The sequence below is a fragment of the Serratia sp. Tan611 genome (assembly GCF_905188235.1).
Taxonomy (GTDB): Bacteria; Pseudomonadota; Gammaproteobacteria; order Enterobacterales; family Enterobacteriaceae; genus Serratia_B; species Serratia_B rhizosphaerae.
Genome location: NZ_LR994655.1, coordinates 1,814,466 through 1,839,775, shown reverse-complemented (window position 1 = coordinate 1,839,775; position 25,310 = coordinate 1,814,466). Strand labels below are relative to the sequence as shown.

Annotated in this window: 17 protein-coding genes; 9 read left to right on the top strand and 8 right to left on the bottom strand. The window is 56.9% G+C overall.

Annotated elements, in window-relative coordinates; all coding sequences use genetic code 11:
- The first annotated feature begins 26 nt into the window (after positions 1 to 26).
- The 4 genes from TAN611_RS08630 to ssuB are packed head-to-tail and all read left to right on the top strand — an operon-like array spanning position 27 to position 3,741.
- The gene (locus TAN611_RS08630; protein ID WP_370446979.1) at positions 27 to 1,001 is read left to right on the top strand and encodes a sulfonate ABC transporter substrate-binding protein; all 975 of its coding nucleotides are present in this window, start codon (positions 27 to 29) and stop codon (positions 999 to 1,001) included.
- 16 nt (positions 1,002 to 1,017) lie between these two features.
- Positions 1,018 to 2,166 carry an FMNH2-dependent alkanesulfonate monooxygenase gene (gene ssuD, locus TAN611_RS08625; RefSeq protein ID WP_105230543.1) on the top strand — a complete coding sequence of 383 codons (1,149 nt, stop codon included), beginning with the start codon at positions 1,018 to 1,020 and terminating at the stop codon, positions 2,164 to 2,166.
- Between the two features lie 10 nt (positions 2,167 to 2,176).
- Positions 2,177 to 2,968 carry an aliphatic sulfonate ABC transporter permease SsuC gene (ssuC, locus tag TAN611_RS08620; protein ID WP_105230542.1) on the top strand — a complete coding sequence of 264 codons (792 nt, stop codon included), beginning with the start codon at positions 2,177 to 2,179 and terminating at the stop codon, positions 2,966 to 2,968.
- Positions 2,968 to 3,741 (top strand): aliphatic sulfonates ABC transporter ATP-binding protein, encoded by a 774-nt coding sequence (ssuB, locus tag TAN611_RS08615; RefSeq protein WP_105230541.1) that lies wholly within the window; start codon positions 2,968 to 2,970, stop codon positions 3,739 to 3,741. Before ssuC ends, ssuB begins: the two co-directional genes overlap by 1 nt.
- A 77-nt stretch (positions 3,742 to 3,818) precedes the next feature.
- Here ssuB and pepN read toward each other — a convergent pair whose 3' ends face one another.
- Positions 3,819 to 6,434 carry an aminopeptidase N gene (gene pepN / locus TAN611_RS08610; protein WP_111737395.1) on the bottom strand — a complete coding sequence of 872 codons (2,616 nt, stop codon included), beginning with the start codon at positions 6,432 to 6,434 and terminating at the stop codon, positions 3,819 to 3,821.
- A 423-nt stretch (positions 6,435 to 6,857) separates the two neighbouring features.
- On the opposite strand from pepN, the gene TAN611_RS08605 reads away from it, so the two are divergent.
- The 5 genes from TAN611_RS08605 (at position 6,858) to TAN611_RS08585 (ending at position 14,464) form a co-directional block, all read left to right on the top strand.
- A complete protein-coding gene (locus tag TAN611_RS08605) occupies positions 6,858 to 8,558 on the top strand; it encodes a GGDEF domain-containing protein (protein ID WP_111737396.1) in 1,701 nt (566 codons plus the stop codon).
- A gap of 256 nt (positions 8,559 to 8,814) precedes the next feature.
- Entirely contained in the window at positions 8,815 to 10,020 is a 1,206-nt protein-coding gene (gene pncB, locus TAN611_RS08600; RefSeq protein ID WP_111737397.1) for a nicotinate phosphoribosyltransferase, read from the top strand.
- A gap of 203 nt (positions 10,021 to 10,223) precedes the next feature.
- Positions 10,224 to 11,624: an asparagine--tRNA ligase gene (asnS, locus tag TAN611_RS08595; RefSeq protein ID WP_105230538.1), complete on the top strand. Its 1,401-nt coding sequence runs from the start codon at positions 10,224 to 10,226 to the stop codon at positions 11,622 to 11,624.
- 302 nt (positions 11,625 to 11,926) lie between these two features.
- Positions 11,927 to 13,027 carry a porin OmpF gene (ompF, locus tag TAN611_RS08590; protein WP_277871614.1) on the top strand — a complete coding sequence of 367 codons (1,101 nt, stop codon included), beginning with the start codon at positions 11,927 to 11,929 and terminating at the stop codon, positions 13,025 to 13,027.
- A 246-nt stretch (positions 13,028 to 13,273) separates the two neighbouring features.
- Complete coding sequence (locus TAN611_RS08585) at positions 13,274 to 14,464, top strand: amino acid aminotransferase (protein ID WP_105230537.1); 1,191 nt, start codon at positions 13,274 to 13,276, stop codon at positions 14,462 to 14,464.
- Between the two features lie 78 nt (positions 14,465 to 14,542).
- Here TAN611_RS08585 and TAN611_RS08580 read toward each other — a convergent pair whose 3' ends face one another.
- The 7 genes from TAN611_RS08580 to cmoM all read right to left on the bottom strand — a co-directional run bounded on the left by TAN611_RS08580 (position 14,543) and on the right by cmoM (position 25,277).
- Positions 14,543 to 15,190 (bottom strand): MBL fold metallo-hydrolase, encoded by a 648-nt coding sequence (locus TAN611_RS08580; protein WP_203067543.1) that lies wholly within the window; start codon positions 15,188 to 15,190, stop codon positions 14,543 to 14,545.
- A 65-nt stretch (positions 15,191 to 15,255) separates the two neighbouring features.
- Positions 15,256 to 15,804 (bottom strand): YcbK family protein, encoded by a 549-nt coding sequence (locus TAN611_RS08575; RefSeq protein ID WP_105230535.1) that lies wholly within the window; start codon positions 15,802 to 15,804, stop codon positions 15,256 to 15,258.
- Positions 15,805 to 15,989: 185 nt separating this feature from the next.
- A complete protein-coding gene (gene ldtD, locus TAN611_RS08570; protein ID WP_203067542.1) occupies positions 15,990 to 17,801 on the bottom strand; it encodes a L,D-transpeptidase in 1,812 nt (603 codons plus the stop codon).
- A gap of 211 nt (positions 17,802 to 18,012) precedes the next feature.
- A complete protein-coding gene (gene mukB, locus TAN611_RS08565; RefSeq protein ID WP_105230533.1) occupies positions 18,013 to 22,467 on the bottom strand; it encodes a chromosome partition protein MukB in 4,455 nt (1,484 codons plus the stop codon).
- A complete protein-coding gene (gene mukE / locus TAN611_RS08560) occupies positions 22,464 to 23,192 on the bottom strand; it encodes a chromosome partition protein MukE (RefSeq protein WP_203067541.1) in 729 nt (242 codons plus the stop codon). The genes mukB and mukE overlap by 4 nt, the downstream gene beginning before the upstream one ends.
- Entirely contained in the window at positions 23,173 to 24,495 is a 1,323-nt protein-coding gene (gene mukF / locus TAN611_RS08555) for a chromosome partition protein MukF (protein ID WP_105230531.1), read from the bottom strand. Before mukF ends, mukE begins: the two co-directional genes overlap by 20 nt.
- Positions 24,492 to 25,277 carry a tRNA uridine 5-oxyacetic acid(34) methyltransferase CmoM gene (gene cmoM / locus TAN611_RS08550; RefSeq protein ID WP_015671771.1) on the bottom strand — a complete coding sequence of 262 codons (786 nt, stop codon included), beginning with the start codon at positions 25,275 to 25,277 and terminating at the stop codon, positions 24,492 to 24,494. Before cmoM ends, mukF begins: the two co-directional genes overlap by 4 nt.
- Positions 25,278 to 25,310 lie beyond the last annotated feature (33 nt).

The window sequence follows — 25,310 nt, the reverse complement described above, 5'->3', positions numbered from 1 at the left end:
CGATTAACACCACCATAAGGAAAATAATGATGACGCGATTTTCTTCCTGGCGCCGCTGGCTGCACACCACGTCGCTGACGGCCATTCTGGCGCTGGGCGTTGGTGCCCACAGCGCCATGGCCGATCCCGGCCCCCAGCAGCTGCGCATCGGTTACCAAAAAGGTTCCGTCAGTCTGGTGCTGGCAAAAAGCCACCGTCTGCTGGAGCAGCGTTTCCCGGATACCAAAATCAGCTGGACCGAATTCCCCGCCGGGCCGCAAATGCTGGAGGCGCTGAACGTCGGCAGTATTGATGTCGGCAGCACCGGCGATATTCCGCCGATCTTTGCGCAGGCCGCCGGCGCCGATCTGCTGTACGTCGGCGTCGAGCCGCCCAAACCCAAGGCGGAAGTGATTCTGGTGCCGGAAAACAGTCCGATCCATGACGTCGCCGAGCTGAAAGGGCATAAAGTCGCCTTTCAGAAAGGCTCCAGTTCGCACAACCTGCTGCTGCGCGCCCTGCAGCAGGCCGGCCTGAAATTTACGGATATTCAGCCGGTATACCTGACCCCGGCAGACGCCCGCGCCGCCTTCCAGCAGGGTAACGTCGACGCTTGGGCGATTTGGGATCCCTACTACTCTGCGGCGCTGCTGCAGGGCGGCGTGCGGGTGCTCACCGACGGCAGCAAGCTCAACCAGACCGGCTCGTTTTATCTGGCCGCCCGGCCGTATACCGAAGCCAACGGCCCGTTTATTCAGCAGGTGCTGAAGGTGCTGACGCAGGCTGACGCGCTGTCCCGCAGCGATCGCGAACAGAGTATCACCCTGCTGGCCAAGACCATCGGCCTACCGCAGCCGGTGATCGCCGCCTACCTGGATCATCGGCCGGTGACCACCATTACGCCGCTCAATGCTGACACCATCAAAGCCCAGCAGCAAACTGCCGATCTGTTCTATGCCAACCGTCTGGTGCCGGTAAAGCTGGATATTTCACAACGCGTCTGGCACCCCAGCGCCCAATAATTGAGGAGAGCTTCTTATGAGTCTGAATATCTTTTGGTTCTTGCCCACTCACGGCGACGGCCACTATCTGGGATCAAGCGAAGGGGCGCGCAGCGTCGATCATGGCTATCTGCAGCAGATCGCTCAGGCAGCAGACCGCCTGGGGTTCGGCGGCGTCCTGATCCCGACCGGACGTTCCTGCGAGGACTCCTGGCTGGTGGCGGCGTCTCTGATCCCCGTCACGCAACGGCTGAAATTCCTGGTGGCGCTGCGTCCCGGCATTATCTCCCCGACGCTGGCGGCGCGGCAGGCGGCAACGCTGGATCGCCTCTCCAACGGCCGTGCGCTGTTTAATCTGGTCACCGGCGGCGACCCGGACGAACTGGCGGCCGAAGGGCTGCACCTTAACCATGAGGAACGCTATGAAGCCTCGGCGGAATTTACCCATATCTGGCGTCGGGTGCTGGAAGGTGAAACTGTCGATTTCAACGGCAAGCATATTCAGGTAAAAGGCGCCAAACTGCTGTTCCCGCCGGTGCAGCAGCCGCGACCGCCGCTCTATTTCGGCGGATCGTCGGCTGCCGCGCAGGATCTGGCCGCCGATCAGGTGGAACTGTATCTGACCTGGGGTGAGCCGCCGGAGCAGGTGAAACAAAAACTGGACGAGGTGCGCGCCAAAGCCGCAGCCAAAGGACGCAAAGTGCGTTTCGGCATCCGCCTGCACGTGATCGTGCGTGAAACCAACGAGGAGGCCTGGCGCGCCGCCGATCGTCTGATCGCCAATCTTGACGATAAAACCATCGCCGATGCGCAGCAGGCGTTCGCCCGCTTCGATTCGGTTGGTCAGCAGCGCATGGCGGCGCTGCACGGCGGCAAGAAAGATAACCTGGAGATCAGCCCGAACCTGTGGGCGGGCGTCGGTCTGGTGCGCGGCGGCGCCGGCACCGCGCTGGTGGGCGACGGCCCGACGGTGGCGCAGCGCATCCAAGAGTATGCCGATTTAGGCATCGACACCTTTATTCTTTCCGGCTATCCGCATCTGGAAGAGGCCTATCGCGTAGGCGAACTGCTGTTCCCGCATCTGGACGTAGCACAAAACGCCGCGCCGACGCCGCTGCGTCCGGTCACGCCTCAGGGGGAAGTCATCGCCAATATCTACGCGCCGCAGCGGGCGTCGCAAAGCTAAGGAGCATGCTATGAGCCATCGCACACAACGTCTGCTGCACCGTCTGGCACCCTGGGTCCTGCCGATCGCCCTGCTGGTTTTCTGGCAGATCGCCGTCGAAGCCGGCTGGCTTTCCAACCGCATTTTACCGGCACCCAGCGCCGTGGCGACGGCGTTCTGGACGCTGACGCAAAACGGTGAGCTCTGGCAGCACCTCACCATCAGCAGCTGGCGTGCGCTGATCGGTTTTAGCATCGGCGGCAGCCTTGGCTTACTGCTGGGCATGATCAGCGGCCTGTCCCGCTGGGGCGAACGCCTGCTGGACAGTTCGGTGCAAATGCTGCGCAACATTCCGCATCTGGCGCTGATCCCGCTGGTGATCCTGTGGTTCGGCATTGATGAATCGGCCAAGATTTTTCTGGTGGCTCTCGGCACCCTGTTCCCGATTTATCTCAACACCTATCACGGCATCAAGAATATCGACCGCGGCCTGTTGGAGATGGCGCGCAGCTATGGCCTGAGCGGCTTCCGCCTGTTTACCCAAGTGGTGCTGCCCGGCGCGCTGCCTTCCATCATGGTCGGCGTGCGTTTTGCGCTGGGGCTGATGTGGCTGACGCTGATCGTCGCCGAAACCATTTCGGCCAATTCCGGCATCGGCTATCTGGCGATGAACGCACGCGAATTTCTGCAAACCGACATTGTGGTGGTGGCCATCGTGCTCTACGCCCTGCTCGGCAAACTGGCGGACGTCAGCGCACAGTGGCTTGAACGCCTGTGGCTGCGCTGGCACCCGTCTTATCAACTGAAACAAGGGGATGCATGATGACGACGCCAACCCGAATTCCTCAGGGGACTCCCGTCACCCTGGAGTCCATCGCTAAACGTTACGGCAACCGCACGGTGCTGGATAATCTGCAGCTGCGCATTAGCGCCGGCCAGTTCGTCGCCGTGGTCGGCCGCAGCGGCTGCGGTAAAAGTACCCTGCTGCGTCTGCTGGCCGGGCTGGAAAACGCCAGCAGCGGCGCATTGCTCAGCGGCAGCGCGCCGTTAAGCAGCGTTAAAGAGGATACCCGGCTGATGTTTCAGGATGCACGTCTGCTGCCGTGGAAAAAGGTCATTGATAACGTCGGCCTCGGTCTGCGCGGCGACTGGCGCAATGCGGCGCTGCAGGCGCTGACGGCGGTCGGCCTGGCGGAACGGGCCGACGAGTGGCCGGCGGCGCTCTCTGGCGGCCAGAAACAGCGGGTCGCCCTGGCCCGCGCGCTGATCCACCGGCCGCGTCTGCTGCTGCTGGACGAGCCGCTGGGCGCGCTGGATGCACTGACGCGTATCGACATGCAGGGGCTGATTGAAAACCTGTGGCAACAGCATGGCTTTACGGTGTTGCTGGTCACCCACGACGTCAGCGAGGCCATTGCCCTGGCGGACCGCGTAATCCTGATTGAACAAGGACGCATCGGCCTGGATATGGCGATCGATCTGCCGCGACCGCGCCGCAAAGGCTCGGCCAGGCTGGCCGAATTGGAGGCACAGATTCTTGAACGGGTGCTATCGCCAGCAACCGCTGCGGAACCGGCGCGCCGGGCAGCGAACTGATTTTCCTGCCGCTAAAAAAAACGCCCGATGGTCACATCGGGCGTTTCTATCATACCGGGCAACCGCAGCCCGACAAATTAGGCATCTAACGCCTTGCTAATCTTCTCAAACAGATCGCCGGACAGGTTTTCCAGCCCTTTCAGCTGTTCCAGCGCTTTACGCATCAGCGCCTGACGGCCGGCGTCATAACGCTTCAGACGGATCAACGGTTCAATCAGACGCGCCGCCACCTGCGGGTTGCGCGTGTTGAGATCGCTGAGGATTTCCACCAGGAACTGGTAGCCACTGCCGTCAGGCGCATGGAACGCCGACGGGTTCGCCGAAGCAAACGCTCCCACCAGCGAACGGGTGCGGTTCGGGTTGCTCAGGCTGAACGAACGGTGCTGCAGCAAGCCGCGCACCGTGCTCAACACGTCAGCCGCCGGGCTGGTGGCCTGAAGGACAAACCACTTATCCATCACCAGACCATCCTGGTGCCAGCGTTCGTCGAACGCCGTCATCAGCGCGTCGCGGCAAGGCAACTGTGCGCCCATCGCCGCCGCCAGTGCCGCCAGCGAGTCGGTCATATTATCCGCCTGGCGGAACTGCGCGGCCACCAGCTTATCGGCCTGCTGCACATCGCCAAAGGCCAGATAGTGCAGGCAGGTATTGCGCAGCGCACGTTTGGCGATATCACCATGCTCAACGCGATAGCCGTCGGTTTTATTGGCATGGTATACCGCCAGCCACTCGTCGGCCATCTCCTGCGCCAGGCAGCGGGTTATCGCTTCATGCACCGCAGCGATCGCATCCGGATCGATTTCGCTGAACAGCTCAGCCATCTCATTTTCCGTCGGCAGCGTCAGGATCTGTGCGGCCAGCGCCGGATCCAGTTTCTCATCCAGCAATACCGCCCGGAACGCATCCACCACGTGCAGCGGCAGCGACAACGGCTGTTGCTGCTGATGTTTGGCCACATTCAGTTTGATGTAGGTCGCCAGCAGGCTTTGCGCCGCATCCCAACGTGCGAAGTCGTTGCGTGCATGCTGCATCAGGAAGGTCAGTTGCCCGTCGCTGTACGGATAGTCCAGCTTCACCGGCGCGGAGAATTCGCGCAGCAGCGACGGTACCGGACGCTGCTCAACGCCGTCAAAAATAAAGGTCTGCTCCGCCTCGGTCACGTTCAGCACGTTATTAACCGGCAGGCCATCCTTCTGCAGCGCAATCACGTTGCCTTCAGGATCGTACAGCTCAATATCCAGCGGAATATGCAACGGCTGCTTCTGCGGCTGATCGGCGGTCGGTGCGGTATGCTGGCTGACCTGCAGACGATACTGCTGCTGCTCGGCGTCGTAATCATCGCGCACCGTCAACAATGGCGTGCCGGACTGGCTGTACCAACGGCGGAACAGGGACAGATCGACATTAGAAGCATCTTCCATCGCCTGCACGAAATCGTCACAGGTCGCCGCGCTGCCGTCGTGACGTTCAAAATAGAGCTGAATCCCCTTCTGGAAGTTCTCCTCACCCAGCAGCGTGTGCATCATGCGGATCACTTCAGAGCCCTTCTCATACACCGTCAGGGTATAGAAGTTGTTCATCTCGATCACTTTGTCCGGACGAATCGCGTGCGCCATCGGGCTGGCGTCTTCCGCAAACTGCGCGCCGCGCATTACGCGCACATTATCGATACGATTGACCGCCCGCGACCCCAGATCCGAACTGAACTCCTGATCGCGGAATACCGTAAGGCCCTCTTTCAGGCTGAGCTGGAACCAGTCGCGACAGGTAACGCGGTTGCCGGTCCAGTTATGGAAATACTCATGCCCGATCACCGCTTCAATATTCAGGTAATCCTTATCGGTCGCGGTTTCCGCTTTCGCCAGCACGTATTTGGAGTTAAAGACGTTTAACCCTTTATTTTCCATTGCGCCCATATTGAAGAAGTCCACCGCGACGATCATATAGATGTCGAGGTCGTACTCCAGGCCGAAACGGGTCTCGTCCCATTTCATCGAGTTCTTCAGCGAGGTCATCGCCCAGTCGGCGCGGTCAAGATTGCCGCGATCGACAAACAGTTCCAGCGCCACCTCACGCCCTGAACGGGTCACGAAGCTGTCACGCAGCACGTCGAAATCGCCGGCGACCAGTGCAAACAGATAGCAGGGTTTCGGGAACGGATCCTGCCATTGTACCCAGTGGCGACCATCGTCCAGTTCGCCTTCGCCGATGCGGTTGCCGTTGGACAGCAGGAACGGATAACGCTGCTTATCCGCCGTGATGCGGGTGGTGAAGCGCGCCAGCACGTCCGGACGATCCAGATAGTAGGTAATGTGACGGAACCCTTCCGCCTCACACTGGGTGCACAGCGCCTCGCCGGACAGATACAGACCTTCCAGCGCGCTGTTCTGCGCCGGGTGAATATCGTTAACGATAGTAATAGTAAATTGTTCTGGCAAACCATCAATGAGTAGCTGGTTGTCCTGTAGGCGATACGCCTCCCAGGGTTGCCCGTCAATTTGCAGACTCACCAGCGTCACATCTTCACCGTCCAGCACCAGCGGTGCGCCAGCAGCGCCCTGACGTTTCACTTTGCTGACGGCGGTGACGCGCGTGGTGTCGGCGTGCAGATCAAAATCCAAATCAATGTCGGTGATGGTGTAATCCGGCGCGCGATAATCATGGCGATACTTCGCCTGTGGCTGTTGTGTCATACAAACCCTTTGACGTCTCAGTGAGTAACGGATAACGGACCGCGATTCGCCTGCTCGGCACGGCGCGCTAGCGCCCGGCGTAGCCGCGGCCCGGATTGTAAATAAACTGTATCACAGCCACGGAAAAAACCCAGAGACCACCACCTCCGGACGAGAGAAATGCGCAGCGGATCATCCTCTGTCAGCGGCTGTTGGCCAGTCTGACGGCACGCAAAGACAAAAACAGCACGTTATGCTAATAATCTCATCATGCGCAGCCATTCGTTCAGGTAAATCCGCCGGCGGGCAGGCAATCATTGTATAAACCACGCCGCCTGATTGTTTATCGGTATTATTTTCCGATCCCGATGATTAAGATGATTAAACACATGCGCCACGGCGGTGGTATCATTCTGACTCCAGGCACGAGGACGCACGGTTGTTATGAAAGTTAAATATCTTATTTATTTTTTTACTTTTCTATTAACCGCCTCGTTCACCATTTCAATTTGCGATGAGTGGTCAGAGGCCAAAGAGCAATATAATGACAGCGCCTGGAACCTGAGTAAGACTCAGCACTCAGAAGACGTTTCCGGAGCATTTCAAAATAGTCTGCGGCTGCATAGGATAAAACGCCTGAGTCTGGTTAACCCGGCGCTGGAACCTGCGCTCTGGCAGGAAACCGAACGGCAAACGCGTAACAAAATCCAGCAGATACGCCGCTATGCCGACTCTGACGCCCGACAACAATTAACAACCCAGCAAAAAATCGACATCCGCTCAATGCTGAATCTGCTGGAAAAAATGTTGAATAACGACACGCAACAATTAGCGCCGATGAATAATCAAATTCGTAATTTATTCAATATCAACAGCGCTTATTACATTACTCAGTCCAGCATGGATTATTACAGCTATACCTATGAAAGCCGCATCCTGAATGCCGATGCTTTTTTATTCCTTGAGTCCATACGCCTGAACAACCAGCTTAATATCACCCTGACCGAGATCATCGATCAACTTGTTGATATCAAACTCAACGGACTGAATGACAAAGAATCCTACCTGAAAACCATCCAGCTGACCGGCGTACTGAACGTGCTGAGTTCACGCCTGCTGTTTATGGAAATGGTCTATAGCGACCCGCAGGTCAGCCGTATTATCAACCAACTGCTGGAAAATCTTTCTCCACAGCAGACCAACGGCCTGGCCGGCGAGCTCTATGCGTCGATGGCCCATGGCAAAGAGCTCGATGCCACACGCATTTACGCCTACGTCAAAGAGCTGGACCGGCTGTCTCAGCAGTTCTTCCAGCGCAGCTTTGATCTGGAAATCGAGAAATGCCGCAAAAAAATGTATCAGAGCCAGACGGCAATTAACGGCCTGATCGCCTTTGCCGGGCTGCTCGCCCTGTTTCTGCTGATGCCAACCCTGATTTTCTGTTCCAACATCAGCCGCTGGCTGACTAAAACGCAAGGCAATATCCAGCATCTTTCGCAAGGCAACATGGCGATTGATGCGCCGGAAGTGTTTTACAGCCAGGAGCTGATCGCCATCACTGATGCCATCAATCAGCTCAAGCAATATCATTTGGAAAAAGTGCGTCTGGAGCAGGAGAAACACGCGCTGATTAAAGAGCTGGAGTCCTCCTCCTATCTCGACCCGCTCACTAACATTTACAACCGTCGCCGCTTCTTTCGTGAAGCCGAACAGCTGCCCGCCGCCGGCTATCCGCTGGCCTTTTGCCTGATCGACATCGATAACTTCAAAGCCCTTAACGACACCTACGGCCACAACATCGGTGACCTGGCGCTGGTGGCCTTTGCCGATCTGATGCGCCACGCCTTCCGCGCCGAAGATATCTTCTGTCGCTACGGCGGTGAGGAGTTCGCCATCCTGCTGCACCATTGTGCGCTGCCGGACGCCAGAGCGGTGCTGGAGAAGCTGCGCCATAGGGTTCAGCGGCTGCGGCTGCCGGTGCCCGACGGGCAGCCCGTCCGCTTTACCATCAGCTGCGGCATCGCCGCAGTCGCGTCCCCGCATCAACTGCAAAGCGCAATAAAACTGGCCGATGAGGCGCTCTACTTTTGTAAGAAAAACGGCAAGGATCGAGTGGCGATCAACACCGGTTCGGGCTGCCGGTAAAAGCGTTGTTTAAAATAATTAACCTTATAATTTTTATCGCTAATTAGACTAAGTGATTCACTTTTATTGGTTTATCCGCCTTTTCTTTTCACCACTGCGACACACCGGCGCATAAGCGCACGTTTAATCCTCGACCCGTTCCCCTGATTTATGGTGTGATGGCGCTTCAATAACAGGATAATCCGGGTATACTCCTCCATCTTTTATGATTATCCGGATTTGGAGACGCGCCCTGACGAGGATGCTGTAACGCGCTATGACTCAATACGCTTCCCCGATTTTGACATCACTGCTTGATACCGATGCTTATAAGCTTCATATGCAACAGGCAGTATTCCATCGCTATCCCGCGATCGATGTCGCTGCAGAATTCCGCTGCCGTGGCGACGAACTGCTGGGCGAGTACGCCGACGAAATCCGTGCGCAGGTTGCGCTGATGGAGCAATTGGCGCTGACCGAGGCGGAATATCAGTATCTCTCCGGTCTGCCTTTCTTCCGACAGGATTACCTTAACTGGCTGCGCGATTTCCGTTACGATCCGCAGCAGGTCACTATCGACAACCGGGATGGCAAACTGCAGATCCGCATTGCCGGGCCGTGGCGCGAAGTGATTATGTGGGAAGTGCCGCTGCTGGCGGTAATCAGCGAAGTGGTGCACCGCCACCGCTCGCCGGAGGTCACGCCTGCGATGGCGGTCGCGCAACTGCGCAGCAAACTGACACAGTTCCAGCAAATGACGCAGGATATTGATATTTCGCGCTTCAAACTGATGGACTTCGGCACCCGTCGCCGCTTCTCACAGCCGGTACAGCAGGCGATCGTCAGCACGCTGCAGCAGGAATTCCCTTATCTGGTCGGCACCAGCAACTACGATCTGGCTCACCAACTGGGGCTGGCGCCGGTAGGTACCCAGGCGCATGAATGGTTTCAGGCGCATCAGCAGATAAGTCCGGTGCTGGCCAACAGCCAGCGCGCTGCCCTGCAGGCCTGGCTGGACGAATATCCGGATCGGCTCGGCATTGCCCTGACCGACTGCATCACCATGGACGCTTTCCTGCGTGACTTCGGGCCGCAGTTTGCCGAGCGCTATCAAGGGCTGCGCCATGATTCGGGCGATCCGTTCGAATGGGGCGAGAAAGCCATCGCCCACTACCAGAAGCTGGACATCGACCCGATGAGCAAGACGCTGGTGTTCTCCGATAATCTCGATCTGGAGAAAGCGCTGGCGCTTTACCGCCGCTTCGATCGCCGCATTAATCTGGTATTTGGCATCGGTACGCGCCTGACCTGCGATATTCCCGGCGTCAAACCGCTGAATATCGTGATCAAACTGGTGGAGTGCAAGGGCAAACCGGTGGCGAAACTCTCCGACAGCCCGGGAAAAACCATCTGTCAGGATCAGGCGTTTGTTAAAGCATTGCGCAAGGCCTTTGACCTGCCGCTGGTGAAAAAGGCCAGTTAACAGTATTAAGCCGGGTGAGTTTTCAGCCGGCTTTCTCTTCTTTATTACCCTTCCCGCCCCTATCCGCCACGACAAGACAGAAATGTTGCGCCAATCTGGCGATTTCTACTTGTGCTCTGCACTGCGGCAAGTAACATAGCAAGACCCCCATTGTCTTGGGTTGTAAGCTATTTCTTTATCAAATCAATTTAAGAGAGAAATTTATGAGCGTAGTGCCTGTATGCGACGTGCTGCAAGGGCGTGCTGCGGTTGACAGTGAAGTCACCGTGCGCGGCTGGGTGCGTACCCGAAGAGATTCTAAAGCCGGTATCTCCTTCCTCGCCGTTTATGACGGCTCCTGCTTTAATCCGTTACAGGCCGTCGTTAATAATTCTCTGCCGAATTATCAGGATGAAGTGCTGCACCTGACCACCGGCTGCTCGGTTGAAGTGACCGGCAAAGTTGTCGCCTCGCCTGGCGAAGGCCAGAGCTTTGAGCTGCAGGCGACTGAAATCAAGGTGGTCGGCTGGGTCGACGATCCGGATACCTATCCGATGGCCGCCAAACGTCACAGCATCGAATATCTGCGTGACGTGGCGCACCTGCGCCCGCGTACCAACCTGATCGGCGCCGTGGCGCGCGTACGCCATACGTTGGCGCAGGCGATCCACCGCTTCTTCCATGAAAACGGTTATTTCTGGGTTTCTACCCCACTGATCACCGCATCCGATACTGAAGGCGCCGGTGAAATGTTCCGCGTGTCCACGCTGGATCTGGAAAACCTGCCGCGCGACGATAAAGGCGCGGTCGATTTCAGCGAAGATTTCTTCGGTAAAGAAGCGTTCCTGACCGTTTCCGGGCAGTTGAACGGTGAAACTTACGCCTGTGCGTTATCGAAAGTTTACACCTTTGGTCCGACATTCCGTGCAGAAAACTCCAACACCAGCCGTCACCTGGCGGAGTTCTGGATGATTGAGCCGGAAGTCGCCTTCGCAACGCTGGATGATTCCGCAGCGCTGGCCGAATGCATGCTGAAATATGTCTTCCAGGCGGTCTTGGACGAGCGCGCCGACGACATGCAGTTCTTTGCCGAGCGCGTAGACAAAGACGCCGTTGAACGTCTGAAACGATTTGTATCTTCTGATTTCGCTCAGGTGGACTATACCGACGCCATCGATATCCTGCTGGCCTCCGGTCAGACCTTCGAAAATCCGGTATCCTGGGGTATCGATCTGTCTTCCGAGCATGAGCGCTATCTGGCGGAGAAACACTTCAAGGCACCGGTGGTCGTCAAGAACTATCCGAAGGATATCAAGGCGTTCTATATGCGCATGAACGACGATGGCAAAACCGTCGCCGCCATGGACGTACTGGCACCGGGCATCGGCGAAATTATCGGTGGTTCCCAGCGTGAAGAGCGTCTGGACGTGCTGGATCAGCGCCTGGCTGAAATGGGGCTGAATAAAGAAGACTACTGGTGGTACCGCGACCTGCGTCGTTACGGCACCGTGCCGCACTCCGGCTTCGGTTTGGGATTTGAGCGTTTAATCGCCTATGTGACCGGTGTGCAAAACGTGCGTGATGTGATTCCGTTCCCGCGTACCCCACGTAACGCAAGCTTTTAATTAGCAACGCTAAACAAATTCACTACCATTTTGTTACAAAACAAAGGCCAGCTCTGCTGGCCTTTCGCATTTTTTATTCTTGACGCAGCTCACAAAGTTCCGTTTCATTAATATTTAGTTACATATATTTTCTTTTGGAAACATTTTTAAGACATTAGTAGCATCTTAACCCTAGATTAACCCTGCGCTGAATGGAACACTGCCTTCAGACACAGGACGACACCAATCTATCAACAATAGTTCCCTAAAGAATTATTGGCGGCAGTGGCAAAGGTGTCCGAATAACACCAATGAGGGTAATAATGATGAAGCGCAACATTCTTGCAGTGGTAATTCCTGCGCTGCTGGCTGCTGGTGCAGCAAACGCAGCGGAAATCTATAATAAAGACGGTAACAAGCTGGATCTGTACGGTAAAGTTAACGGCCTGCACTACTTCTCTGATAGCAAAAGCGATGATGGCGACCAGTCTTATGTTCGTTTCGGCTTCAAAGGTGAAACCCAAATCAATGACCAACTGACCGGTTACGGCCAGTGGGAATACAATATTCAAGCCAACAACAGCGAAGGCGGCAGCGACGCGCAAAACGGCAACAAGACCCGTCTGGGCTTTGCCGGTCTGAAATTCGCCGAGTATGGCTCCCTGGACTACGGCCGTAACTACGGCATCGTTTACGACCCAATGGGTTGGACCGATATGCTGCCTGAATTCGGCGGCGACTCTGCCGGCAGCGACAACTTTATGGTTGGCCGTTCTACCGGTCTGCTGACTTACCGTAACAACGACTTCTTTGGTCTGGTTGACGGCCTGAACTTCGGCCTGCAGTACCAGGGCAAAAACGAGCGTAATGATGATATCAAACGTTCCAACGGCGACGGTTGGGGTATCTCCACCACTTACGAACTGCCGGTTGGCGTAGGCTTCTCTGCTGCATACGCGTCTTCTGACCGTACCGACAAACAAACCAATGCCACCTATGGCCGTGGCGAAGGCCGCGCCGAGCAGTGGGCAGCGGCGATGAAGTATGATGCCAACAACGTCTACCTGGCGGCAATGTACGGTGAAACCCGTAACGCGACTTATATTGAAAATGACAAAGTCGGCAGCTCGCACCGTGGCTTCACCGGTTTTGCCAACAAAGCGCAAAACCTCGAGCTGGTTGCTCAGTACCAGTTCGACTTCGGTCTGCGTCCGTCCATCGCCTACGTGCAGTCTAAAGGCAAGGACATCGAAGGCATCGGCGATGCTGACCTGATCAAATACGTTGATGTTGGTGCGACTTACTACTTCAACAAAAACATGTCCACCTACGTTGATTACAAAATCAACCAGCTGAACGACAACAACCCACTGGGCCTGAACACCGACGACATCGTTGCCGTTGGTCTGGTTTACCAGTTCTAATTGTTGTTCCGCCTGCCGGCCATCAACCTCCGGCAAAGTTAAAAACAGGGCTTCGGCCCTGTTTTTCTTTTTCCGCCGCCGACAACTTTTTATGCTGCCTGCCGCCCCTTTACCGTCATTTTTCGTGCTGAATCTGCCTTCCTCACAAGTTCGAGGTGTTTTTCTCGCAAACGGTTGGCAAAGCGCACGACTGGCGCTACCCTGATGCCTCTATCCGCTTAACGCTAAGCTATGGAAGCATCTGACATGTTTGAAAAAATCGCTGCAGCACCTGCCGATCCGATTCTGGGTCTGACCGACATTTTCCGCGCGGACGCCCGTCCGAACAAAATCAACCTGGGTATCGGCGTCTATAAAGACGAAACCGGCAAAACGCCGGTGCTGACCAGTGTGAAAAAAGCGGAGCAATACCTGCTGGAAAATGAGACCACCAAAAACTACCTCGGCATTGAGGGGATCCCTGCGTTTGCCAGCTGCACACAAGAGCTGCTGTTCGGCAAAAACAGCCCTATCATTACCGACAAGCGTGCACGCACCGCGCAAACGCCTGGTGGTACCGGTGCCCTGCGCGTAGCGGCCGACTTTATCGCCAATCAAACCGACGCCAAACGCGTGTGGGTCAGCAACCCAAGCTGGCCAAACCATAAGAACGTCTTCTCCGCCGCCGGTCTGGAAGTGTTGGAATACAACTACTATGACGCCGCCAACCACGCGCTGGACTTCGACGGATTGCTGAACAGCCTGCAACAGGCGCAGGCCGGCGATGTGATCGTGTTCCACGGCTGCTGCCACAACCCGACCGGCATCGACCCAACGCCGGAGCAGTGGAGCCAGTTGGCTGAGCTGTCGGTAAGCAAAGGCTGGCTGCCGCTGTTTGATTTCGCCTACCAGGGCTTTGCCAAAGGTCTGGAAGAAGACGCGCAGGGTCTGCGTATCTTTGCCGCCAAACATAAAGAGCTGATTGTCGCCAGCTCCTACTCGAAAAACTTCGGCCTGTACAATGAACGCGTCGGCGCCTGCACCATCGTCGCCGCCGATGCTGAAACCGCCGATCGCGCCTTCAGTCAGGTTAAAGCGGCAATCCGCGCCAACTACTCCAACCCACCATCACACGGCGCGGCGATCGTTGCCACCATCCTGAGCAACGACGCGCTACGCGCCATCTGGGAGCAAGAGCTGGCCGATATGCGTCAGCGTATCCACCGCATGCGTCAGCTGTTCGTGAATACCCTGCAGGAAAAAGGCGCTCAGCAGGACTTCAGCTTTATCATTAATCAAAACGGCATGTTCTCGTTCAGCGGCCTGACCAAAGATCAGGTACTGCGCCTGCGCGAAGAGTTCGGCGTTTATGCGGTGAACTCCGGCCGCGTTAACGTCGCAGGCATGACGCCGGATAATATGGCGCCGCTGTGCGAAGCCATCGTCGCCGTGCTGTAAGCCATAATAAGCATCAGATGTAACAAAGGGGCGCTCTGCGCCCCTTTTACTGTTATTCACGCCGGAAAATACGGCTTATTACCACGCCTCTGGCTGCTCACGCAAAAACGGATTGGTCTGCCGTTCATGGCCGAAGGTCGACATCGGCCCATGCCCCGGAATAAAGTCCATATCATCCCCCAGCGGCAACAGTTTATTGCGGATAGAGGCAATCAGCGCCTGATGGTCGCCGCGTGGGAAATCGCTGCGCCCCACGCCACCGTTGAATAATACGTCGCCGACCAACGCCAGCCGCGCCTTATCATTGATAAACACAATGTGCCCCGGCGTATGTCCCGGGCAGTGCAGCACATCCAGCGTCATATCGCCCAGCTGCACGCTGTCGCCTTCGGCCAGCCACTGGGTCGGCGTTAACGGCGCGCACTCTTCCAGCCCGAACATCCGGCTTTGCGCCGGTAGGCCGTCGAGCCAGAACGCATCCTCTTTATCCGGCCCGATAATCGGCACCTGATAATGTTCCGCCAGCTCCGCCGCCGCACCGACATGATCGAGATGTCCGTGCGTCAATAAAATCTTCGTCAGCTGCACGCCGGCATCCCGCACCGCCGCCTTCAGCTTTTCCGCTTCGCCGCCGGGATCCACCAGCGCGGCCTGCCCCGTATGCTCACACCAGATCAGCGTACAATTTTGGCTAAACGCCGTGACAGGGATAATTTGGTATTTCATAAAGCTCCAACGACAACGGCGCCGGACCTTGCGGCCGGCGCTCTCTCAATCCAGAGGCACAGCGATTACCAGGTACGCACCGGCCCGGTATCGATGTGAACGAAATTGCTACGCGGATAATAGCCTACGCCACCCGCCCGCATTTTTAACGCCGCCTTGCGGATATTGCTCAGCTGAATGCCTTCGATATGGAAATCCATCGCCTGGCCTTTGGTGTGGTAGCTATGTTTGGCAACGCCACGACTGCGCGCACGCAGTTCGTTGTTCGTCCCCAGGGAACGGTAACCGGAAATCAGCTGTACCGGTTTAGTGGTGCCCAGCATCCCCTGCAGACGATAAAGATGATCAAACAACTGCGGATCGATCGATTTAACTTTATTCGCACGGAAATCGCGGAACAAGTGATTTAAGCGCACCAATTCTTCTTTATTATAATTTTTACCATCGAAGAATTCGGCTTTAAGTGATTCGCCTGTATGCAGGTTATTTACTACAAGAATACGAGGGCGAGAAGTAGAAAGGCTGGCAAATGCTTGACCCGGAAGTAAAGCCATGCCCATCGCGGCGCCACCCAACGCCAGCCATTTACGGCGGTGAAGATCAATTTTGTCCATGTTTCTATCAGACCCGGCAAGAATATCAAAAAAATATGCACAAAAAAGCGCACTGCCTGAACCTTAACCGCCCACGCCGCCTGAGTCAACCCATGATGCGGCGCGGCTTACAGGCACTCTGACAGCGAGTGCCTGTATCAGGTTCGAATATTCAGACCGTTACTTAGTTAAAATTACTGCATTTATTACAGCAATTTTTCTGCCTGGGACAAAATTTGTGCGCTCGATCGCACAGTATTATCGTAATTGTAAATATCTGTACGGAATTGTGGCTGTCCGTCATCGGCAACCCACGCCGTTAAATAATACAATTTAACCGGAATACGCCCTCGTACATTAACGAAAGTGGTATTGCCCTGCTTCAGGGTGGAAGAAACACGGCTATCGTTCCAACCGGCATCCTGCAACAACATATTGGCTAACACCGAGGCTTTATTTACCCGTACGCAGCCTGAACTGAGCGCACGAATATCTTTTTTAAACAGACTGTGATTCGGCGTGTCATGCAGATAAATAGCATCCGAACTTGGCATATTAAATTTAAAACGGCCCAGCGAGTTAGTGGCACCCGGCGCCTGACGAATACGATACGGGAAATTGCGGGCGGAGATCGAACTCCAGTCAATCGTTGACGGATCAATCACCTGCGCATCATTGCTCCAGCCGGACAACAGCGTATAGCCGTGTTTCTGGAAGTAATTAATATCACGCATCGCCTTCGGCACAATATCTTCACGCACCAGCGTCGTCGGCACATTCCACGGCGGGTTAACCACCACGTTATTCAGCGCGCTGCTCATCAATGGCGTTTTACGACTTGGACGGCCGACGATTACCCGCGACGAAAGCACTTCACTCCCATCACGATAATAAACCAGCGAGTAGTTGGGAATATTCACCATAATACCGTTGTTCACCCGCCCCGGCAGAATACGCAAACGCTGAATATTCAGCGCCAGCAATGCGGCACGGGTTTGCGGCGACACGTTCAGCCATTCACGCGTGCGCACCCCGATCAGACCATCCGCACTCAGCCCCTGCCATTTCTGGAAGCGTTTGACGCCTTCAACCAGCTCGTCGCTGTACAGGCTGTCGCCGCTGGCGGCGGACTGCAGCATGCCGCCTTCATCCGAGCTCACCGACGCCGATGATGGACTCACCACCGCAGCACGGTTCTCGCGCAGCTTTTCTTCATCAACCGACTGGTCATCATCCACCACCGGCGCGGTGCTATTCACCATTGCCGGCTCCTGACTCTGCGGCATGTTGCCAGCGCTTGCGGACAACATGCCGGTGCGCTGCAGAATTTCACGCAGCGCGGGGATGTCGCTGCTGGTTTGCCCCGGACGCAGCGTCGGGCCGCTGGCCAGATGCGGCCAAGGACGGCTGTCGGTCAGCAGGTCACGTAGCGCCTGATGCATCTTCGCGTATTGCGGATGCTGCGGCGCCAGTGATTCAATATAAGGCAGCGTTTTGCTCTGGCGCACCGCCAGCTGCCACTGGTTAATCACGGTTGCCGGCGGCGTGGCCAGCTTATAAGGAATATTGCTGTACAGCCATTGATTGCCGTTGGCGCTGATGGAAGAGACAAACTGCAAATAGCCAAGCATCGCATCCGACAACACAATGTCACGCCCCATGTCGCTAATCGCCGGGTCGGTCAGCTGTTTCACCCATTGATTAAACTGCGGCTGAATACCGGAAATCGCCAGCTCGGCCAGCTGCTGCTGGAACTGCTGCACCGTTTCACGATCCTGCCACATCGGTTGCATCTGGTTGGCCGCATACAGCGGGGCCAGCGCGGCAAGGTAGTGCGGCGTAACGCCGCGCGGCAGCGCCGACATCAGCTCTGCACGGCTTTGCGCCACTGTCGTGGCGGAGGAACCCGCGGACAATCCGGACGTAGTTGCCCATGCGGGTAGTGACGCGGCAAAACTACATGCGATAGCGCAGCTCAGCGCCAAACGTCGTACCCTGTTACTTTCTTTAAGCAACATCCCTTGCCCCCTCTCTGCTCACAAAAAATATGATAAAAATTACTGATTAATTTAAGTATATACCTAAAATAAATGGAGTTGCATCAAGCCGACAAAAGCGTCCGCCGGATACGGCCCGTCCCAGAGCGCCAACACTGGAAAACGCACTATCATCCATAGCCAATAAAAAATAGCCACCCTGGGGCGGCTATTTTCAGATTTTTAGGGTGTTTTAAACCTGCGGCGTCTCTGCCGGGCTGGCCCCCAGTGCCGGCGGCTCATTGGCAAAACCGCGCAGCCCCACCACGTGCACATGCTCCTGATTCTGGAACACCTTACGCACCAGTTTATAGGTGGTGCCTTTTTCCGGGCTGATATTTTCCGGCGCCGCGATGATCAGCTGCATTTCCAGACGGTCACACAGCTCGAACAGCGTGGCGATAGATTTAGCATCCAGACGCGCCGCTTCATCGAGGAACAACAGGCGGCACGGAGAAATATCCTTGCCGCGCAGGCGACGGGATTCTTCCTCCCAGCTCTGCACCACCATTACCAGAATCGACATACCGGTACCGATCGCCTCACCGGTCGACAACGCGCCGCTTTCCGCACGCAGCCAGCCGTCAGAGCCGCGGAAGACTTCCACCTCCAGCTCCAGGTAATTACGGTAATCCAGCAGCTCTTCACCAATGGTCTGCGGCGTGCGCTGACCCATATCGATCTGCGGATTCAGGCGCTGATACAGTTTAGCCAGCGCCTCGGAGAAGCTCAGGCGGTTGCTGTTGAACAGATCCTGATGCTGCTCCTGCTGTTCGGACAGCACGTCCAGCAGCGTCGCATGCGCTTCACGCACGTTGACGTTCAGACGCACGCTCTTCACCTGGCCGAAGGATACGGCCTGCAGCCCCTGGTTCAGCATGCGGATGCGATTCTGCTCACGCTGAATGGTCTTGCGGATGATATTCGCCACGCTTTTGGAACTGATCGCCAGTTTCTGCTCGCGGCTGGTCAGCTCTTCGGTCAGACGACTCAGCTCGATCTCCATCTGTTCAATGGCTTCAATCGGGTCGTCGGTGCGGATAATATCCTGACGGATACGCTCGCGCAGATGCTGATACACCGCGATATAGAACTGGATTTTGCGTTCCGGCCGCTTCGGATCTTCCGACAGACGCAGCACGTCGCGCAGATGTTCGTTATCCGCCACCGCCAGACGCAGCGCACCCAGTGCCTTATCCGACATTGAGCGCAGCTCGTCGCCGTCCATATAGGCCAGCTCGCGGCGGTGCAGGCGACGCTCCACGCCGTTATCTTTCACCATGCGCATCACCGCGCACCAGCCCGCCTTGGCGGTCACCACCTGCTCACGCAGCTGATGATAGTCGCGCTCCAGCTTGCGCAGTTTTTTCTGCAGGCTGTCCATTTCCGCTTCGCAGAAGGTCAGCTGTTTCTCCAGCTGATTACGCCGCGCGCGGTTGTTGCTCAGTGCCGCATGCAGCTCGTCGCGGCGCTGACGCGCGCGCGCTTCGGCGTTGGCATCGGCCTGTACGCCGATATCCACCAGCTCCTGGCTCAGCTCTTTGAGCATATCGCGCTTGGCTTCATAAGAGCTTTTCAGCGAGGCCAATACCTGGCTGTACTGCGTAAACTGGCTCTGATACTGACGCAGTTGCTCACGGGCGCTGCTGCGCTCCGCTTCCGCCTGCTCCAGTCGATGGCGCAGTTTGTCGTTGAGATCGTTATTGGCGTTTTGCATACCGGCCGAGTCGGTATAGCTAAAGTGCGCGCGGCGCTGCACCACCTCGATCAATGCAAAGGCCTGCTGCTTCGCCTGGCGCTGAGTATTCTGCGCCTGCTGATAATCCTGCTGCAGCTGTTCATGCTGCTCCGGATCGTTTTGCAGCACGGACACCAGCGGCTCCAGTTTATTCAGGGCAACGCCGTGCTGCTGCAGGTAGCGCGCAGCCTCCTGCGCCTCGTCCAGCTCGTCCTGAATTTCTTCCACCCGGTCCTGCAAGGTGTCATCGTTCAACAGCGAAACCAGCGGCGTCAGGCGATGCAGCGCAGAAAGCCCCTCTTTCGCCTGCTCGTACTGCTGACGCTGCTGCTGGTTCTGCGCTTCATGGTTGTTCAGCGCACGTTCGATCTCCGTGCGACGACCGTTCAGCGTACGGATTTCCGCTTCCGGATCGGTATCAAAGGCAACGCCCAGATGACTACCGATAAAGCGGCTGAACGCCTGATGAGAACGCTGGATTTTCTGTACGTCGAACGATAGCGTCGCGTAGCGTTCCGCCAGCGTTTCACGTTCGGCATGCAAGACTTCCAGACGTTTTTCACGCGCGGCGCGGCCAAACAGCGGCACTTCCGGGAAGCGGGAGTAACGCCACTGGCGGTCGGCGATTTTCACCACCACCGCTTTTTCTTGTTCTTCAACGGCGAAGACGCTGTCATCGAACGACTGCGGATCCCCTTCGATCAGGTAGAGATCTTCCGGGCAGTCTTCCAGTCCTTCCAGCATTTCGCGCACCAGCGACAGGTCCGGCACCACGATGGCGTGGCGGGACGGGCCATACAGCGCGGAGAAGTAAGGCGCATCGTCGATGGTGACATCGTCGTAAATTTCCGACAGCAGTACGCCGCCGAAACGTTCGGCCAGCGTCACCAGACGCTGATCTTCCGCGCCGCTCGGCTGGCTAAGACGCTCAATCTGCGCGTCGACTTCGCGTTTGCGGGCTGCTACTTCGTCGCGTTCAACCGTGGTTTCACGCTCACGCTCCAGCAGCTGCTGCATATATTCGGTAACCTGCTGGCTGCTTTCCAGCGGTTCGCCGCTTTGTTCACTCAGTTGGCTGAGCGCGTCCTGCGCCGTCAGCCACACCGGCGCGCGGGCGGTCAGTTCGCGGATGCGCTGCTGGAGATGCTCCAGCTCCTGACGCATTTCCATCCGCCGTTCGCCGGCTTCGCTGACGTTCTGCGACAGCGACTCCAGCCGCTCTTCCAGCTCTTGTTGCAGCGCATCGAGGTCGTCTGCCTGATAGTCCTGGCCATGGCGTTTACAGAATTCCTGCAGCAGACGCTCGGCGTCCTGCTGAGAGCGCAGACGCTGCTCCAGCTCGCTCAAACGCATACGCAGCGGCTGCACGCGCTCCGCCTGGTGCTGCTGCGACGGCCAGTCGCGCAGCACTTCGCGCGCGGTCTGCCAGGCATCGCTGCGGCTGACTTCACCGGCAATTTTACACACCAGCTGGTAAGCCTGTTCAAAACGGCCGTGCGCGGCATCGGCCACGCTCAGCTTCTGTTCCAACATCAACAGCGCTTCGGTGGCTTCCTGCTCGCGCGCCTGGAAGGTTTCCAGCCACTGTTCGGCATTGTCCGCGCTCAGCTCCGGCAGCTGGCACAGAGAACGCGCGCGCTCCAGCGCCTGCAGCGCCTGTTGATACTGAATGGCGCGGGTCTGCTGCACGTCGAGCGCCTGCTGGTAATCGGCCAGCTGACTTTTCAGCTCATCCACTTCCAGCTCGGCCGCCTCGGCGCGCGCGCTGTACTCTTCCTGCTGTTCGCCGGCTTCGGCCACCACTTCATTCTGTTCTTCCAGCCGGTAGGTCAGCTCTTCCAGATCGGCTTCATAGCGCTCGATCTTCTCCTGCTGACGCATCGCGGTCTGCACCAGGTTCAGATGATCGCTGGCTGCCTGATAATCGGTTTCCAGATCGGACTCCGCACCGCTCTGCTCCGCCAGCTCACGCGCCATCTCTATGTGGCGGTACTGCTCCGCCGCCAGCTGTTTCCGGCTGCCGAACAGGTCGTTACGCAGCACCAGCGTGCTGTCCAGATGGATACGCCGCTCGTTGGCATGGCGCATATAGTCCGCCGCCACATAGGACGTCGCTTCAGAAATCAGGTGTTTGAACAGGTCGCGGTCGGACTGGGTGACGCGGATCGCTTCCAGCGTCATGCGGTTTTCCCGCAGCGCGGCTTCCATATCCTGGAACGCCTTGCGCACGCCGCTGTTTTCCGGCAGCAGGTAGTCGCGCAGCGAGCGGGTAATGGCGCTGGAAATACCGCCGTACAGCGAGGCCTCGATCAAACGATAGAACTTGCTGCGGTCGGCGGAAGAGCGCAGGCGTTTTGGGATAATCCCCAGATCAAACATCAAAGAGTGATAATCGGTGATGGAGTTGAACTGCTTGAACTGCACCCCTTCAATCTCTTCCAGCCGCTCTTTCAGCTCCGGCAGCGACAGCACGCGCGCCTGGCGCTCGCCGACCGTCTGCGTCAGAATTTCCGTCGGCTGCACCGAGGTCGGCAGCCCCTGAATGGTGAACGGCTTGATATCGACCTTACGGTCACGGCCGGCAACCTGCTGCAGACGCACGCCGACCACCACGCGCTGATGACGCGAGTTGACCACGTCGAGCGTCGAGTAACACACCCCGGCGCGCAGCTTGCCGTGCAGGCCTTTATCGCGCGAGCCGCTGGTCGCGCCGGCTTCGGTGGTGTTACGAAAATGCAGCAGCGTCAGATCGGGGATCAGCGCGGTGACGAAGGCCGCCATGGTGGTGGATTTCCCCGCCCCGTTACCGCCGGACAGCGTGGTGACCAGCTCATCCAAATCAAAGGTGCGGGCAAAGAAGCCGTTCCAGTTAACCAGCGTTAGCGAGCGAAATTTACCGCGTTCAATCATTCCTGTTCATCCTCTACGCTATCCGGCGTGTTATCTGCCGTTTGCTCTTCGCCTTCTTGCTCATCATTCAACAACAGGCTGTTTTCAATCGGCATGGCCTCGCCGTCGCGGATCATACGCAGCTGTGCTTCACGCGGATCGTCACCGCTGCGCACATCTGCGCCGAAGCGGAATACCGCCTCGGTGATGCGGAATTTACTGCTGTCGCCGCCCATAAAATAGACCATGCCCAGACGGCGCAGACGGTTCAAGGAAGTACGTACCTTTTCGTGCAGCTTCTGCCGGTCAAGGTCAGAGCCGGTGGAGCGCTGGTTGACGAACTTCAGCAGCTTGTTTTCATCCGCCAGGCTCAGCAGCTCGTCGTACAGCTCCTGATGGCTGAAAATGCCTTCGTGCGCCAGACGTTCCGGGCTCAGATAGAGGTAACAGAGAATTTTACCGACCATCATATCCAGCTCGGACAGCACCGAACGCGGGATCAGCGTCGTGGAACGCGGGCGCAGATAGAAAAAGCCTTCCGGCGCACGCAGCAGCTCGACGCTGTAGCGCGCGTAGAACTCTTCCAGTTCATCCTGAAAATCCATCAGAAATGCGTGGTTGTCCAGCTCGTCAATGCCGATATGACGCCCTGCGCGCAGTTGACTGTCCAGCGCCGGAAACAGCGGGTTGGACAATGCCTTCGCCAGTTTTACTGGCATAATGTGTTCAATATTTGTCGATGACATGGGCCTGTACCTTGGCTCCGTAATCATTGATTACCTGCCACTCGGCCGGTAACCCTGAAAAATCAGCTTCAGCCACACCAAGGCGCACCGCCTGGTCGACCACTAAACGCGCCACGTCGAAGTGACGGGCGCGCGGATATTGCGCCAGATAATCGCGCATGACCGCCCCTAAATTGAGCGGCAACTGTTGTTCCTGATAAACCTTCAGCGCCTGTTCGATCATCGCCGCCAGCTGTTCGCGGATTTCGCTGAACTCTTCATATTCCAGATCCGGCGGCAGTTCCCCGGTCACCTCATCGCTGCGCAGCGCCAGTTCTTCATCGCGCATATCCAGCAGGCGATCGGCGCTGGCATGAGTCAGCGCCCACGGGTTGTCGAAATAGTTTTGCACCGACTGGCGCAGACGCTGCGCAAACACACGGTTTTTATCCATGTCGATCGCGGTACGGATGAATTTGTGCACGTGGCGGTCATAGCCGATCCACAGGTCGATCGCCTGCTGCCCCCAACTGACGATGCGATCCAGTTTGCTTTGCAGGTCAAACACCAGTTTGTCGACAAAGGCCAGTTCGGCATCGCCCAACGTGGATTCCTGAATACGCAGCAGATTCGCCTGCAGCTTGTCGCCGGCGGCTTCCAACGTATCCTGCAGTTCACGCAGCGTACCGGAGGTTTCCGACAGCAGCATCTCACAGCTGGAGATCGCGGCGCGCCAGTCCTGGTTCAGCAGCGCGGCGATATCTTCTTTCACCCCCTGCTGCTGCTCATCCATCACGCGCTGGGTCATATCGATGCTGTCGAAGATCTCCGCCACCGAATACTTCAGCGGCGCAAAGACGTTGCGATGCCAGTGGAAATCATCGCCGCCCTCTTCAGCGGCGTCCGCCGCGCGTTTCAATTCCTGCGCGACGATCGACAGCTGCATCGACAGGCGCAGCGTTGAGAATTCACGCTGACGAATATAGTAGTCGGTAATGCCGATGCCCAGCGGCGTCAGACGGTAAATGGCATTGCCGTCCGCCAGTTCGCTGGTAAAACGGTTCAACAGGCGCTGGCGCACCATGTCGTTAATCGCATTATTGGCGCGGATCGCCACCGTTTCATGCGTCTGTTCGAAACCCTTGCTGACATGGCGAAATGCATCAACCAGCTCACCTTCGCTCATCTCGCCGTCCAGCCGCTCGCCGTTTAACGTGGCGATCGCAAGCAGAAACGCAAGACGCTCCGTAGGGAGCGAAATAGAGAAATCATTTTTCCGTGCCCAGGCGACCAGTTCGGGTACAGTCTGGGAAAATTCACTCATAGTTCGTCCTTCAGGTTTGGTTTATGCGCCATGACGTGAATATAGCGCCCCAAACTCACGTACGGCTCCTGCCGACAATAGTGCTGTTCAAGCGCCAATAACTCTTCAAATTTTTGTGTCTGCAGTTGCCTGCTTTGCAGGTAATCATGAAACACGCGCACGCCGGTTTTACCGCTGATGCGCATGCCCAGCTGTTCCAGCCAGCCATAGACCAACGGCGGACTATGCGGGTATTGCGGCGACAGCGAACGCTTGCGGCGCCGTCTCACTTCGGGATTGACCAATTGAAAATTACCCAATACCACGTTACGCATCAACAAGCCGTTGGCGTTGAAAAACATCAGCGACAGCGCGCCGCCGGGCCGCAGACAGTCATACAACGCCTGCAATGCCGCCTGCGGTTCTGCGATCCATTCAAGCACAGCATGGAACAATATCAGATCGACCGGCTGTTCCAAATGCTGACCGATCTCCTGAGCCGAACTTTGTATAAATTGCATGTTCTGGCTCACACCTTTCTGCTGCGCCAACTGCGCGGCGCGTTGGATCATCTCACCAGAAAGATCGCACAACAACACCTGATGTCCTAATTCCGCCAGCTGGCAGGCCATATGGCCTTCGCCGCCGCCGGCATCAAGTATACGCAATGGACGCTGCGGCAGTTGCGCCAGCAGCGTATTCAGATCCTGCCAAACTACCGCCTGGCGGATTTTGCCTTTCGTGGTGCCGTAAATATTACGCGCAAACTTTTCCGCAATATCGTCAAAATTGCGATCCTGCATTGGACTACGGCTCCGTTGATCTTATCCTGCCGG